Raw genomic sequence first — 16565 nt, forward strand, 5'->3', positions numbered from 1 at the left:
GTCCACAGTCGTGACAACGATCAGATTGTTTTTGCCGTAACGTTAACCATTTTTCTGATAACGAGAAGATTGGCATTTAGGACAGTACATTTTTTCTTGAGTTTGACAACAATTTTATTCTATAGCAGAATATATTCACCAACGCCTTAAATTTAGCTATGGCGGTCAGTTCGACCGTGAATGCCTGTGGACTGGATAACGCCGACGTTGCCAGATAGAAACAGGAATAGAACAGATAATCATAGATTTCTATAGATTATCATAGGTTTCTAAGAACGGTTTTACAGATAATCTGTTAACATACAAATATTGCTCGGGCCAAAAATCAAGGTTAAGATTGCTGTAACTGTTTAATCAAGTCGCCGAGGGGCACGCCTCCTCCGGAGGAGCTGCGCTAACGGAGAAGTTAAACGGACACGGAGGAAGTGTTAGACAGGCTTTGCCTGCATTTTCCAGTGAGGTGTCAACCCGCCCTGAATCTTTCAAGTAGGGGCGTTAACGATAGTTATGCGAAGCAAACGGCCGTTCGCCCCTACAGTCTTTTTGATTGATTGATGGGAATCCCGCGCTGTCACGCAAGTGCAGCGTCGGGAGGATGTCAAAAAACTATTATATGTCTATAGTAGACATCTTCTCCAAAAGAGGGAGTAGGGAGTAGGGAGTAGGGAACCCACCCCTAACCCCTCCGGTGGAGGGGAAGAATTGATAACTTCTGTGCTCCGATTGATTTGATTTTTTATTATTGGAGATGTCTAGCGAGATACACCCCGAAGCGGACATCTTGCCCGCACTACAAAAGACATCTTCTCCAAAAGAGGGAGTAGGGAACCCACCCCTAACCCCTCCGGTGGAGGGGAAGAATTGATAATTTCTGTGCTCCGATTGATTTGATTTTTTATTATTGGAGATGTCTAAACATTTACAGCGCTTTTCAAATTGATGAACCACATCTTCAAGAAACAAAAATCGTGTAGGGGCGTTTTGCTACCGCATAACTCCGTTAACGCTCCGCGACATATAAAGCGCAGCTTTGCGTTAGCAAATGGCCATTTGCTGGCGCATAACTATCGTTAACGCCCCTACTGTGGTTTACCATGCAGGAAAACCGCTGTAATTGTTAATTTCTGTACTTCTTATGCGAGAAATCTACTGTATAATTAGGCTTTGTTGCATGAAAGTATATAGCTGCCACACTTGCTCCGCATATCTACAACAATAACGCCCTGAAACTGCTGTAACTATTGGACAATAGATAAATAGAACATCAGTCTTTAAAATAAAAAAGCTGAAACCTTTACAGGTAAAAGCTTTGAGCTTTGAACGGTCAGCCCTAACTATTGGACAATAGTAAATAGAACATCAATAATTGCCAAACATAGCGATTAAGCTGCGGAATGGATGTTAAGAACGCTACTTTCATGCAACAAAGCCGTATAATTCTATAATTACTTCAATCTCCCCCTACTCCCTGTACGGACGCCCTTATGCAACGTCCCTACCTACTCCCTGACCTATCCGTGTATCCGTGCCATAATCCGTGTGAGCCACTCCCCTACTCCCTCCCTAATAAATATCAAACAGATAACATAATTTGAGAACCTTGAGGAGTTTTACTAACTTCAATTCGTGCCTGAAAAGCTTCTTTAAAATGAGGAATATGAGTCACGGTTAAAATACAGGAAAAATCGGAAGAAATGGCGTTAATAGCTGCAATTAATCTGTCGCATCCCTCGGCATCTTGAGTGCCAAAACCTTCATCTATAATTAGCAGTTGTAATGCAGTTCCAGAACGTTGTGCTAATAATTTTGATAATGCTAAACGAATGGCAAAGTTAACTCGAAAAGCTTCTCCACCAGAATAAGTTTCATAAGGTCTTGTTCCTTGAGTGTCTGCAATTAAAATATCCAAAGTATCTATCCATTTGCTATTTTTTTTACTGCCTTTTGTAGCTTTTTGAGTCACAAATTGAATATGTAATTGATTAGCACTTAATCTTGCTAAAATCTGATTTGTTTCAGCTTCTAACTGTGGCAAAATATTTTCAATCATTAGCGCTTGAATACCTTTTTTGCCAAAAGCTAAAGATAATTCTTGATAAATTCGATATTGCCGTTTAGCAGTTTTTAATTGTTCCAATTGTTGACTGGTTTGAACTTTCAATTTCTCTAAATGTTGTAATTGCTGTTGCACTTTTCCTAAACTTCCCAACTGTTCATCTAACTGCCGACGACGGTCTTGATTTTTTTTATCTAAAAATAGAATTTTTTCATCGGCATCAGGAGTTTGTTCTAACTGTTGATTGAAAGTACAAATCTGGCTTTTAATTCCTGCTAAATCTTGTTGCTGATTTTCTATGACTTCCTTCAATTCATTAATTCGTTTTAGTAGGTGGGGATATTGTTTTTGAGCCTGACATAATTTTTCGATGCGAGTTAACCAAAATTGTGTTTTTCTCAATTCAGACCTCACAGAATTATGTTCTTCTAAATCATATCCAATTTCAGCAATTTCTCTCTCAATTACAATAATTTGCTGTTGTACTTGAGAAGTTTGTTTTTGCTGCTCCAACTCCTGTTTTAAACTAACTATTTGCCCTTCAATTTCTGGCAGATGAACGCGAATTTTCCCCAACTTTGTCTCTGCATCTTTAATCTGCCCATACTTAATTTCTGCCCACCTTAATTTCTTCTCTTCTTGTCTAGCTAAACTATGACTCCGGTCATCATAATTAAGCTGTTTAATTTTTTCCTCTAAAATGCTAATTTCAGTATATAAATTAATTGCAAAATCTCCCGTCTGTAGCGATCGCTCTACTTCTGCCACTTCCTTTACTAACTCTTGCAGCAAAGTTTCATCTTTACTAATATTATCCAACTGCGCTTGTAAACTACCTCGACATTCCCGCAACTCATCATATTTCTCTAACTCTCCCTCTATTTGCCGATATTCGGTTCTCAAAACCTGAATTTCCCGCTCAGAAATTGCTAGTTGTTCCCGTGCCACCCATAATAAGTCTCTAATTTCCTTTTGTTGACCTTGATGTTTGTCTACGACTAAATTCCAGTGATGTTCATCTAAGGGACGGTTGCATAACGGACAAGGTGGGTACTCTGTCACTCCTATTTCAATATTATCGGTACCTTTATTCAATAATTTCAACTTTTGGTCTAACTCTGTCAGTCTAGTTTCGTAATCTTTTTTATTGCGAACTAAACGTTCGAGAAAATGATGTCTTTCCTGTCCTTTTTCCTGTACCCGTCGCAGATAAACTCGCTTATTATCTAATTTAGAAATTTCTTCTACTACTTCCTGTAATGCTGTCTGTAGTTGAGGTTGCTTTTGCCGTTGAGTTTTTCTAAGTTGGTGCGTTCTAGAATTTAGTTCTTCCAAACGAGCGCTCAAACGTGCTTGCTCTCGTTCCAGTTCAGTTTGTAATTTTTGGCGTTGTTGCTGTAGTGGGGTAACTTCCACTTGTAACTTATCTAGTTCATTTAATTTTGTTCTGGCAATTTGAAGTTGTGTCAGAGCAGTTTCAATATCAGCACGCTTACTGAGAATATCCAAATTTTCTTGTTCCTGTTGTTTGAGAGAATTTAACTGTGCTTGATGTTGCTGAATTTTGTTTTGTACTTCTTGGAGTTGTTGACGTTGTTTTTCCTGGAGTTGTTGACGCTGGTTCAGAGCATTTTGATGGGTTCTAAATTTTGCAGATAAATTCTCTTCGGTAGTTTGCAAGTTTTGGAAATGAGCATATCCAGCTTTAATTTCATCTTCCTGTTCTAAAACTGCTAATAGTTCGTCTTGTTGTTGTTGAGTAGTTTTGAGTTCCTGTTGGAGGCGATAACATTCTTGCACCAGTTTGTCATATTGTTGTTGTTGTCCGTGCAGTAGTTTTTCCCAGGTTTGACGATGGTTTTGTTGAGTTTGCAGTTGTTTGAGTCGTTCTTTATCGCATTCTTGTTGTTGCTGGAGTTGAGTAAGAGTAGTTTGGAGATGAGTCTGTTGTTGAGCGATCGCCTCTTTTTGTTCGAGTTGCTTTTGGTTTACTTCTAAGGTCTGTTCTAGTAATTCCACTTTCGCTTTACATTGTCTAGCAGTATCTTTTGCTTTTTCCCCAAGAGAGTCATATTGGTCGAGTTTGAGGAGGTTGGCGAGAATTTCTTTCCGTTCATTAGGACGTTTGAGCATAAATTCATCTGCTCTACCTTGACGCAGATATGCTGAGTTCACGAATGTGTCGTAGTCGAGTTTGAGATGTTGGATAATAGTTTGTTGGGTTGCACGGACGCCTTTTTGAGTAAGACTTTTAAACCGGGAACCAGTGCTAATTTGAAATTCTAGAGTAGCTGAACTTCCCCGACGACGACCACGAATTACACGATAGACATTACCATTGCTGCTAAAGGTGAAGTCTACTCGTACCTCCTTTTCTCCCAGACTGATAATATCATCTTCAGTAGCGGCACGACTATTTCCCCATACCGACCAGGCGATCGCTTCTAGTAGAGAAGATTTTCCCGCACCATTTGGTCCGCAAATACAGGCAGTATGCAAACCTGTAAAATCTAGAGTTGCTTCCTGATAGCTGAGGAAATTTTTTAGTTTCAATTTTTGAGGAATCATTTTGTTATCGCACTTTTAGTTGTCAAGCTTTACTAAACTAATATTTCACCGAGTTTTGTTCTAACTAATTTGGTCTATCGGGACTTACGCAGAGACTCTACATATAGAGAGGGCGAATGCCATTCGCCCCTACAGATGCTGGTTTAAAGGTCAATTTGCGTAATTCCTGTTGATGTTAATTCACCCTAGTTTTTACTTTCTTTTATACGTTACTTTTAGACAACAACTATATTAGTTTGGTTAGATTTTTCACATTTTACATTAGCACAAAAAAATAACTATTGTGCTTAGGTTTCTATCTGCAAATATAAATTCTTGAATTTCCTATGGTAGACTTAATCTCATTTTTTCTACATTTGGTGTCATTAATTTCTTGTTTACACTATATATAAATTTTTTAGGGGGTGGCGATCGCTAAAAGTTGATTTATAAATTTATTTATCTGGTGTTATGCCATATCCGGTAACATCGGTATTGTATAGCAAAGGTAGGGAACAGGAAACAGGCAGGAAAGCTTAATAGCAAAAAAACTTAAATTTACTAAATTTACTGTATATATTCACCCTTGGGTTTATACAAACGATACTAACGGACATCATATTATATCATGTCCGGTTGAATAATTAGACTTTGGTGGAAGGAAGGCAGCTATGTATCCCCCCTAACCCCCCTTTGAAAGGGGGGGGAAAGGCAGAAGGTTTTCTCAAAAAAAACAACTAAAAAGTCGCCCGCTTAGAAGTAATATCATGTCCGGTTGAATACTTATTATTAAAATAGTAGGAGAGCGGGGGAGTGGGGAGTAGGGGAGTAGGGTACCCACCCCTAACCCCTCCCTGGAGGGGAAAATAGAAAGATTTACTGTTTAAGCACTTATGATAAGTTTTTTCATCACTAATTATCCGGACATGATATAACCAGTTATGCAGCGGACATCTATAAAAATGCTCAAACGAGCGTCAAAGATTACTTCTGACTTCTGTAGGGGCGAATGCCATTCGCCCCTACTGACTGTAGTGAGGGTGGTTTCTTCTACTTCCATTCCCCGTGTGCGATATTCAATGGCAGTGGTTGTATTTCCTTGAGCTTGGTACAGTTCTGCCAGGTTGAGTAGGCTGGAGGCAACGTGTGGATGCTCTGCTCCTAATGCTTTTTCTGTTATTGCCAGAGACCTTTGGAATAGGGGTAAGGCTTCTGTGTACTTCCCTTGGTCTCGGTACAGTAATGCCAGGTTGTTGAGGCTAGTGGCAACGTCTGGATGGTCTGCTCTTAATGCTTTTTCTGTTATTGCCAGTGACCTTTGGAATAGGGGTAAGGCTTCTGTGTACTTCCCTTGGTCTCGGTACAGTAATGCCAGGTTGTTGAGGCTGGTGGCAACGTCTGGATGGTCTGCTCTTAATGCTTTTTCTGTTATTGCCAGTGACCTTTGGAATAGGGGTAAGGCTTCTGTGTACTTCCCTTGGTCTCGGTACAGTAATGCCAGGTTGTTGAGGCTGGTGGCAACGTCTGGATGGTCTGCTCTTAATGCTTTTTCTGTTATTGCCAGTGACCTTTGGAATAGGGGTAAGGCTTCTGTGTACTTCCCTTGGTCTCGGTACAGTAATGCCAGGTTGTTGAGGCTGGTGGCAACCTGTGGATGGTCTGCTCTTAATGCTTTTTCTGTTATTGCCAGTGACCTTTGGAATAGGGGTAAGGCTTCTGTGTACTTCCCTTGGTCTCGGTACAGTAATGCCAGGTTGTTGAGGCTGGTGGCAACCTGTGGATGGTCTGCTCTTAATGCTTTTTCTGTTATTGCCAGTGACCTTTGGAATAGGGGTAAGGCTTCTGTGTACTTCCCTTGGTCTCGGTACAGTAATGCCAGGTTGTTGAGGCTAGTGGCAACGTCTGGATGGTCTGCTCTTAATGCTTTTTCAAAGATTGCCAGTGACCTTTGGTATAGGGGTAAAGCTTCTGTGTACTTCCCTTGGTAATAATGCTGTAGACCTAAAAAATTGATTACTGTTGCAGCAACAGGGGTTTCAGAAGCACCTGCATTTTCTACAATAACTAAAGCACTTTCTAATAGTGGGATAGCTTCACTATATTTTTCCTGTTTTGACAACTCCACTGCTTGTTGAAAAAGTCGCTTTGCTTTCTCCACTTCCCCAGACTGTTGCGCTACCACAGCAGGTTTAATTTCTCCTACTACTGGTTTCGCCATCCCCACAGTTAACCCACAAATACTAATAAATGTTGATCCCCACACCAGAGAATATTTAATTATTGCCTTCATAAAACTAACTCTTAAAATTGGTTTTACTCAATTATATTTCTGTAGAACAAACCAGTTATGCAGTTTACTATATTTATCAAATCAAAACCTCATCATAAATATCAGTCATTGTTAAAGTTAACCCCACTTAATTTAACTTTAAACAATCTTCTTTACCTAAAATTTCTCTAGACTAATAACCAGTTTCTAACGGACGATAAACTTCTACTTTCATTTCTGTTTTATCGACCAATACATATTCTTGCAAACTTCCTAAACTTTGATAATTCAATCGTTTTTCTCGTCTGTCTAAATCTTCAGTAGAAGGGGAAAGTACCTCAACAATTAAACAAGGATAACTTTTGTAATATTTTTCTGTATCTTGTGGGTCGCAAGTTACCATGACATCCGGATAATAAAAAATGTCAGAACCGTTTTCAGCAAGGGCAATTTTAACTTTCATATCTCCAATAAAAGTTTTACATCCACTTCCGCGTAAATGTGTTAATAAACTAGCGTAGATATTACCGAATAATTAAGGTTTAAAGCCTCTCCTTGGCTGCGCCGCGAGCTGTCGCTCTACAAGGAGAAACAAGCGGTCGAGGGATGGCGAGGTCTCCTCGCCATATCCATCAGACCAAGAGAGAAAAATTTTTCATGATTAGTCAATTTATGTGCAGATTTTATTGAACAGTTTCAATCCCCAAAACAAAAACAACGCCTCAGTCTTACTCACTCAGTGACTTCCTTCAATTTATGGATTATTTCTGGAGTTGCACTAAGTCATAAAATAAATCTTAGTTACATCGCTCCCCTTTTACCATTTAAGGAAGTATTAGTTTTCTATTTTGGCGTTGTTTTTGATTATTTAAGGAGACAGATTTTCGTAGATTTAACAGCTTTGTAACCTCCTGAGTTCCTGAAATTATTTCCTCTGTTTTAATGAATTTGAAATGAAGTTTAACTCAAATCTTAACTTGAGCAATCTTTACTTCCTTACCGTTACAACTTGAGGAATTATCAGCCTCTGCCAAAGAAGTTGCTGTTGTTGAATCACACAGATAACTAGACTTAACGGTATTGTTTTTCCTCCTTATTTTTAATGTCAACTACTTAATTAACAATTAAGGTTGACAACAACCTATTTCTCGGTCAAAACCTTAACACTAAGTATTAAGTTCTAAATTTTTGAGCAAAGAAGATGAGGTTGTTAATGTTTGAAGCTTTATTGCTTCAATTACTAATCTAACACTTTTACTAACAATTACAAGACAATTTAACGAAACTTTACTTTATCTTTTGAAGTCAATCTTTTCAAACAATAACACCCACCTATACTCACTTTATTACTTCCTTTTTTCCTTTTTAGGTCTTGGATGCACAGTCTTTAATTCACTGTACTAATCCCAAAATTTTAGGAAGTATTCGCTTTCTAGATGGGTGTTATTCCGACTTTGTATTGAGATTAACTTAAAATTTAACAGCTTTTTTTTACCTCCTTGGCTGAGTAATTTCCTCTACATTATTCAATATTAAATAGAGTTAGAATTTTCAAAAGTTTGAATTCATTGCTCCCCTACAAATATTTGAGGAAATATCAACCACCGTTGGTTGCTGTTGGAATCTAAACGAACAGATGATGAGCAGGTTAAACAGTTTTTTGTTACCTCCTAAGTTATTATTTGAACTTTTGACATCTGCTAAAGAAGCTTCTTTGCTTCTTCATGTTTTTAATTTAGCACTATCAATCAACTATGCAAGTTAATTTAACGAAACTTCACTGAATAGCTTTTCAATACCTTGAAGATTGTAAATATAGGTTAAATTTTAGTCATATTTACTATATAATTAAAATCTAAGTAAAACTCTGATTAGGAGATAATTTAGTATTTAGGAAAGTGACAATCAATCATATTAAGAATTGAAAAATTAATAACTTTGAACACCGTTATATGCTAAACAGCGATCGCAGTATTCAGAAAACAAGAAAATACTTCCCAAGTTCACCATCAACTTTCACCTCACTTTCTATTTATAATAATTTCTCCTTTCGATTTCTGATTTTTATTGAGACAATGAGGTAGAATTGTGGGATTCTAATTAATATGCAAACTACTAATTAAGTAAGTATCTAAAATCTAAAAAAGCTAATATAGTAAAATTACACCTAACTGGCCTATAACTAGAATGTTAAAAACATCAATTCCATCACTACGAGAACAACAACACCCCTTAGTACGGCAACTAGCAGATACCATAGAAGCAGTATGGCAACGTTACCTAGACTTACAACCATATTACCTACCCGCAGAACTAGGGTATGTAGAAGGTCGCCTCGAAGGGGAAAAACTAACAATAGAAAATAAATGTTATCAAACTCCTCAGTTCCGCAAGCTACATCTGGAGCTGGCCAAAGTAGGTCAAAGCCTAGATATATTACACTGTGTAATGTTTCCTAGAACAAGTTATGCCTTACCCATATTTGGCACAGACTTAGTGGGAGGAAAAGGCCAAATAAGTGCAGCGGTAGTGGATCTATCACCCCTCAATGAAGATAGAAAACTACCACAAGTCTATAATTACCAACTTAAAAACTTACCAATAAAAGAATTTTCTTATCCTCGCCAACTCCCTGAATGGGGCGACATATTTTCAGAATTTTGTCTATTCATAAGACCTACTGATTTAAACGAAGAACAAAAATTTCTATCTATAGTGGAATCTTACCTAGAAATACATTGCCGACAAGCGATCGCCCAAACACCTGTTACCCCAGAACAACAACTGGAGATTCTTAAAGCTCAACGCCATTACTCTAGTCAGCAGAGACAAAACGACAAAACCCGCCGAGTGTTGGAAAAAGCTTTTGGGCCTGAATGGACAGATTATTATTTGACAACTGTATTATTTGATAGTCCTGATTAATGATTATCAAATAAATTGCAAATAGTTTTTTTTGGCTTATTATATTATATCCGCTTAATTAGTGAGAATAAAGTTCTGAGGTGGTAGGTGTAAATTGAAGAGGGAACACTGGAAACGGAGCAGAAATTTGGGATATTCCTTTCAATCTGGAAGGATAAAATTTTTATTATACTTAATCATCCGGACATGGTATTAAATATATATGAAAGATTGTAGAGACCTTTGATGAAGCATCTCTACAATTGAACAAATTCGAGAGTCAGAAGCTAATCTAAATTGTATTGTAGAAGCAAGAAGGAAAAATCTGGCGTTGTCTGAGTTTTAAGCTTTTGATATGTCCGCACCCTTTCCTTCGAGTGCTATATTATAGAAATAGTGAAGGAAAAGATATTTTAAATAGGCGATGGCGACTCTGGATCAGATAATATTAACTTTCCCTGCGGGAATTCCCGCGCTGTAATTTTTAATTCAGCCCTGTGTGGAAAAGCCGGGCATTATGTGTGCGGTTTGTCCTGATGAGTGTTATATAATAGCTAAGGTAATTATATCTCAATTTATTGGCGAGCAAAAGCAAAGAGTGGCGATCGCTTATGCTTTAGTAATTAAAGCTAAGTTAGTATTATAGTAGATGAACCCACAGTTGCTTTAGATAGTAAATCTGGTATTAATATAGTTTAAATTATGCAAAATTTAGCTAGTGGTACTTAAACATTTTATAGTCGTAAAAATGGCTGGAAGTCAGTCTAGACAAAGGAATTACGTCGATGCCCTAAAAATGGCTGGAACCCTTGACAGTTAAGGAATTATACCTTTTTGACGTTACACCCTCTCTCTGTATATATTTGAGACTTTTTGTGGTTTTGTTTTGTTTAAGTCCCACTATAAAAAAAGAAGACAACTATATTTCTTATCACTCACAATTATCGCATTTTAGATGTTGCTAACCGGATAGTTAGAATGGAAGAGTTTTACCTGTTAAGCTAGGCATATTTAAACACGATAAAATCAACAGTAGTCAATATCCACTGATTAACATTTCCTGATACTACATGATTCCTGAAATATGCTTTTCTTCTTCCTTTTTCCTGACTTTAAATTATTTCCGAATTTTAGTATTTTTAGCATTATTTTTAATTGCACTCTTTGTTCTCCCTTTTGTAGATAGTTGGGTTGTTGCTCCTTTAGTAGCATTTCTTTGACCTACAGTTGATTTGGATGGAGGTGGAGGTGGACTAGCATTCCTTGCTGTTGGTCGCTTAGTACGAAATAGAACTCCATCATTAGATTGTTCTAGTACCAACATTGGTGTTGGTTTTGCTTTTTGATCCCAATCAATATGTACAATTCGACCTTGAATAGTAGGAGTCCAATTATCATGATCGTCACTAGGACTAAGGTAGGTTTCTAAACAATCAATAATTTGATTAATAGTTTGAGAAGTTGCTTGAGTTGGTAATTTTGTCAGTTTGACTGACACCCGAAATAACACTCTTTTTTTAAGGTCTTTACCTATTTCTCCAGTATCATATTCTACATCAAACATAGAATCAATTTGTCGCCCACTTGGATTGCCTTTTTCTCCTGCTGCTAATTGAGTAGGACGCAATGCAATACTAATTTGTTGTTTAACTTTTACCTTAATTTGATTGACAATAGCAAAGTGAAAAACTTCCTCTGCCATCCGCATTCTTAAGTAGTCTAAATTAAACTCTCGCGAATGGATTAAGTCAGGATTTTTTTCCATTTTTGAGATAGTTGCTACAGCCAATTTATATTTTTTTTGCAGGTCTTTATTCCTAAACTCCTCCACAGTAAGTTTTTTACTAAATTGCTTCATTTTTACTTGGTGGAATATACTCATAATAATCAGCAATAATAATAGTAATCCAGATGCACCCATCCAAATATATTCTGATTTTGGCAAAGTTACTTCTGGTGCTGGTGAGGCCTGGGCTAACCTTGGTTCCACAATAGTAATTGGTGTTAACATAGGTTCTACACAAAATTTGACAATTAATTTACAGAAATTTAAAGTGAAAATCAGGGAGTTAATGTTTTCAGGATAAATGCATGATGGTTATACTTGTAGAAAATAATTGAGACTATTGATTAGCCGGAAAATTATAAATTGGTTTAAAATCACTACGGTTACAACTAGAGTAAAGAGCTTGATAAATTGAATCCACAATAAATTACAGAACATAAATCATAAATTGATCTTGCTTTTGTCTGTTTTCAGACTGTCTTTAATTCTGATAATACCTCAGAGTTATGCACTTGATTTTGACTTATATTATGTACAAAGTCTCATATAAAATCTAGATTTTTTTTGTTTTATGATCTGTAAAATAAAGATTGGTTATCTAAGTAATCAAAAATAAATTCTACATCAGCCAATTTTCTCACCTCATAGAAATTGATAGCCGATTCTAAATTAAGTTAGACCTTTTTCTAAATTACTCAAAAAATAAAGGCTATTCAAACTATTTTTCTAAAAATCAGCTCATCAGTTAGAAATCATGTTAGAAATTAGACCTGTATTAATTTATTCATAAAAATTAAGTAAGATATTTAGAATCTTTGAGCTACTACTCTATAATAGTAGATATTATACTTCATATAAATTAGGGAAAATACATAAATTGTTAAAACTTTTGTGAAAGAATAAACTTTTATAGACAATATAACTAAAATATAATCAAACCCTTAAATATAAATACTGACAAAAGTAATAAATTGGTATTGCTTAGTACTTTCATCAAACTAGAACATACGGAATCATTCTTATTTCTGAATTGTGGCCTACAAACCTCTCCATCACAAATATCGTCCTCAGACTTTTGCTGACTTAGTGGGTCAGGAAGCGATCGCCCAAACTCTGACCAATGCTATACATACGGAACGAGTAGCTCCAGCATATCTATTTACAGGACCGAGAGGTACAGGGAAAACTTCCAGCGCCAGAATTTTTGCCAAATCTCTTAACTGTCTTTCCCATGACCACCCTACCCCACATCCCTGCGGTACTTGTGATGTTTGTATGGGTATCACAAAAGGGTCAACTCTGGATGTCATAGAAATTGATGCTGCTAGCAATACTGGTGTGGACAACATTCGGGAATTGATTGAAAGGTCCCAGTTTGCACCGGTTCAATGTCGTTATAAGGTATATGTGGTAGATGAAGTCCATATGTTATCTGTGTCTGCTTTTAATGCTCTGCTCAAAACTTTGGAAGAACCTCCAAACCGAGTGGTCTTTATTCTGGCAACGACAGACCCTCAGAGAGTTTTGCCGACTATTATCTCTCGTTGTCAAAGGTTTGACTTTCGTAGAATTCCTCTAGAAGCGATGGTAGGACACTTGCAAAAAATTGCTACGGAAGAAAAGATTGACATTACTACTGAAGCTGTCCAAATGATAGCTCAAATTGCTCAAGGTGGACTACGAGACGCAGAAAGTTTGTTAGACCAGTTGAGTTTATTGGCAGGTGAAATTACAGTTGAGCGAGTATGGGACTTGGTAGGGGCGGTGCCTGAGCGAGATTTAATGGCACTTTTGGAAGCGATCGCCTCTGATAATTCTACGGATGTTTTGGAATGTAGTCGTCAAATAATGGACCGGGGTCGAGAACCTATTATTGTATTGCAAAATTTAGCAGGATTTTACCGAGATTTATTAATAGCAAAAACTGCACCGACAAGTGAAAATTTGGTGGCGTTGACAAAAGCTACTTGGGAACAACTTTGTCAAGTTTCTCAAGCATGGGATATTAGTACTATTTTAGCTGGTCAAAAACATTTACAAACTTCTGAGGTACAAATTAAAAATACTACTCAACCTCGTTTATGGTTAGAGGTAACTTTATTAGGATTATTGCCTGCTGCATTGGCAAGTTCGAGGGAAATAGTTGAACAGTTACCTCAAAGACAAGTAACCAAAGAAATAAGTAAAAATATTCCAGTTAAAGCTACTCCAAAAACTGCACCTGAAGCAAAATTACAACCACCTATTTCTCAACCTCCTGAAAGAAAAATATCGGAGGTACAAGAAATTCCTGCTGCATCAAAAAATGAGGAAAATTTAGTTAGTTCTGAAGGGGTTAATATTAATCCTGAAGAACAGAATTTAGAAGAAATTTGGCAAAGGGTACTTGCTGAAATTAAACTAAGTAGCCAATCTCTACTACGTCAATCCCAGCCACAAGTTAAATTATTAGAATTTAACAATCAAGTAGCGCGTATTGGTGTTAGTTCTGATAAATGGCAAAAAATGTTAATGTCTAGAGTTGCTAGTATTGAAGCTGGGTTTGAGAAGGTTTTTAAGACCGCGATAAAAGTTAAAGTAGAAGTAACAAATACCAAGGGAAAAAATCAAAGTGTTAGTAAAAATATTTATCCCCATAATAGCAAAATAGAAAGAAATATAACTAGCCATGAAAAACATCAAGAAACCTCTAATTATGAGGATGAAATTGTAGAAGATGAGCCAGAAAAAAAAACACTTCCAGCTAATACAATAAACTCTGAAAAAGAAAACAAATATGAGTCGAAAATTTCTTTACCTCAACAAAAAAATTGGGATGATAAGGTTGAAAAGAAAAAATATGCGGAAAAAGAAAGACAGACTGTAGAAGTTGCCACTCGCCGAATAGTTAATTTTTTTCATGGAGAAATAATAGATATAGAGTTACTTAAATCAGTAGATAAAACCGATATATCTACAATATCTGAGTCTTCTAATTTATCTATTGATTCTCAAATTGTTGAGTTTAAAAATAGTAATGTTGGTATAGATGAACCAGAGGAAAATGAAGAGTTTGAGTTTAATGATGATGTCGAATTTTAACTAACTATCAGCTTTTAGTGTAGGGCTATTTCATTCTAAACTGTGCCATTTTATGTATTGACGAAACCAGGTTATTTCAAGGGAGGGCGAATGGCATTCGCCCCTACAGAGGTGGTTTAAAAGTCAATTTGCGTAAGTCCTGATACTTTCATTCTGACTCAATTTTTTTTCTAAATTCTCTGAGCATTTTACTGCTGCCCATCGTGAATGCCTGCTTAACTAAACTAGGAATTAAATCTAAAATTGGTATATCGGGAAAGGTAGGACTTATAGATGATTCCACATATAATCCATCAGTAAAAACATTAATCGTGAATTTTTCTTCAGTATAGATCCATAATTCTGGGACTTCTAAAGCTTGATAAGCATCGAGAGTAGTTTTGGAAGTGACATCTATAGCAATGAGCGCTGGTGTATTTACAAATTGCAGGAGAGGCCAAATAGCTAAAAGTCTTATATTATCAGTAATTTATTCCCCCTTCCGGAGCTGTTGCTTTCCGGAGCTGTTGCCTGCGCACAGCGCTATACTTCAATAGCTAAGTCAGGGGGTGGATCTACAGTCATATCTATCCTCATTCGAGGACGCATTTTTTGAGCATTTTGGATATCAAAACAGTTATCAGGTTCTAGAGCAACTTTTTTGGCTCTTTTTCTAAAGGTTATCGAACCGAGATCTTCCCAGTCTCGCTCTTGACTGTCCAGCAATACTTTCACAATATCACTAATAATTCGGTGTGGTCGTTCGTGATCGGGGAGAGGAGACATGATGGCTAAAGTTCCTTGAATGTAAGCAATTCGTGTCCTTATTTCTTTAGCTTATTTTTCCTCCATAAATACTTCAAACTGCTCCCAGGTTAAGTCATTAAGGGTAATTAGACTACCTGGGTTAAGCTGAATTTTATTAATAGGTATGGTCATTTCAGTTATCAGTTATCAGTTATCAGTTATCAGCTTTTAGTTATCAGCTTTTAGTTATCAGTTATCAAAGTTTTGAACCTATAAAATCTTACTTTTAACTTTAGATACTAACTGCTAACTTTTTTAAAGCTTAATAAATTCAGTCATTCCTGTTTCTAATATTTCCAATAAAGTATCAACGTCCTGACCCAGTTGCTCAAAACAATTAGGTGGAGATATTTCTGGTTGAAAATAAACTAACTTTATTTGACCATCACCAATAGCAATCATTAATACTTCTAATTCTGGTTTATAACCATCTATCAAGCCTAAAATTTCCTGAATTTTACCATCAACATTGCGATTTAATGTTTCTATAGCTGCTTTCGGACAATATACAAATTTTGGTGTTTCTTTTAAATCAATTCCAATTGTCTCATCAGTTTCTCCCTTTTCCAAATGTAGACCCCATGCTAAAGCAGCTAATTCTTTTTGATGAGATTTCACAAATTTATCTAACTGATGTTGCCAATTATTTTTGTCTTTATTAGGTGGGTTAGTATTTAATCTATTCATAGTTAAATTTTAAGTTCAATTTTTTTAGGATAAATGGATAAATATTGGTTGCCAGGAAACATCTCCATAAACTAAATTTTTACTCTGATTTTACAATACTTTCAGCTTCATTTTTGCAGAGGTCTAGCAGTAACCAAAGAATTTTGTAGTCTAAGACCAAAATTTTGACCATCATTAATTTATAAAAATCAATTTTTTCAGGTAAATACCTGAAATTTCTTAATAAAAGCTGAGGAAACAATAATATTTTCATAAATCATCAAATAGTAATTTTTTCTTAGGGTATATTTGTTCCATTACTACCAAAACTATTTTCCTTTTTTTATTAACCTAGGTTTTTTGTTCCATTACTGGCGATCGCTTAGGTGCTAAATCTCAATTGTTCAACTTTAGGTATAAACAACTGATTAAATTATCACTACCTATGGCTGGATTTGGTATGAGGATTT

General features: G+C 36.4%; 9 protein-coding genes and 1 pseudogene. 3 read left to right on the forward strand and 7 right to left on the reverse strand.

Annotated elements, in window-relative coordinates; all coding sequences use genetic code 11:
* Positions 1-1573 precede the first annotated feature (1573 nt).
* The 3 genes from sbcC to F6K15_RS34410 all read right to left on the reverse strand — a co-directional run bounded on the left by sbcC (position 1574) and on the right by F6K15_RS34410 (position 7395).
* Positions 1574-4624: an exonuclease subunit SbcC gene (sbcC, locus tag F6K15_RS34400; protein ID WP_293070078.1), complete on the reverse strand. Its 3051-nt coding sequence runs from the start codon at positions 4622-4624 to the stop codon at positions 1574-1576.
* A gap of 895 nt (positions 4625-5519) precedes the next feature.
* A complete protein-coding gene (locus tag F6K15_RS34405; RefSeq protein WP_363269337.1) occupies positions 5520-6866 on the reverse strand; it encodes a tetratricopeptide repeat protein in 1347 nt (448 codons plus the stop codon).
* Positions 6867-7065: 199 nt separating this feature from the next.
* Positions 7066-7395 carry a Uma2 family endonuclease gene (locus F6K15_RS34410; protein WP_293070090.1) on the reverse strand — a complete coding sequence of 110 codons (330 nt, stop codon included), beginning with the start codon at positions 7393-7395 and terminating at the stop codon, positions 7066-7068.
* Positions 7396-9059: 1664 nt separating this feature from the next.
* On the opposite strand from F6K15_RS34410, the gene F6K15_RS34415 reads away from it, so the two are divergent.
* Positions 9060-9797 (forward strand): phycocyanobilin:ferredoxin oxidoreductase, encoded by a 738-nt coding sequence (locus tag F6K15_RS34415; RefSeq protein ID WP_293070080.1) that lies wholly within the window; start codon positions 9060-9062, stop codon positions 9795-9797.
* Between the two features lie 559 nt (positions 9798-10356).
* Positions 10357-10472: pseudogene (locus F6K15_RS34420) on the forward strand (ATP-binding cassette domain-containing protein); the annotation flags it as partial.
* 421 nt (positions 10473-10893) lie between these two features.
* On the opposite strand, the gene F6K15_RS34425 reads toward F6K15_RS34420, so the two are convergent.
* Positions 10894-11787 (reverse strand): hypothetical protein, encoded by an 894-nt coding sequence (locus F6K15_RS34425; protein WP_293070082.1) that lies wholly within the window; start codon positions 11785-11787, stop codon positions 10894-10896.
* 807 nt (positions 11788-12594) lie between these two features.
* On the opposite strand from F6K15_RS34425, the gene F6K15_RS34430 reads away from it, so the two are divergent.
* Entirely contained in the window at positions 12595-14643 is a 2049-nt protein-coding gene (locus F6K15_RS34430; protein ID WP_293070084.1) for a DNA polymerase III subunit gamma/tau, read from the forward strand.
* A 148-nt stretch (positions 14644-14791) separates the two neighbouring features.
* Here F6K15_RS34430 and F6K15_RS34435 read toward each other — a convergent pair whose 3' ends face one another.
* From F6K15_RS34435 to F6K15_RS34445, 3 genes are all read right to left on the reverse strand, one after another.
* A complete protein-coding gene (locus F6K15_RS34435) occupies positions 14792-14926 on the reverse strand; it encodes a hypothetical protein (RefSeq protein WP_293070086.1) in 135 nt (44 codons plus the stop codon).
* 239 nt (positions 14927-15165) lie between these two features.
* Complete coding sequence (locus F6K15_RS34440) at positions 15166-15450, reverse strand: Uma2 family endonuclease (RefSeq protein WP_363269341.1); 285 nt, start codon at positions 15448-15450, stop codon at positions 15166-15168.
* Positions 15451-15684: 234 nt separating this feature from the next.
* A complete protein-coding gene (locus F6K15_RS34445) occupies positions 15685-16116 on the reverse strand; it encodes a hypothetical protein (RefSeq protein ID WP_293070088.1) in 432 nt (143 codons plus the stop codon).
* Positions 16117-16565 lie beyond the last annotated feature (449 nt).

Origin of the sequence: Okeania sp. SIO2B3 (assembly GCF_010672525.1) — a bacterium.
GTDB lineage: Bacteria > Cyanobacteriota > Cyanobacteriia > Cyanobacteriales > Microcoleaceae > Okeania.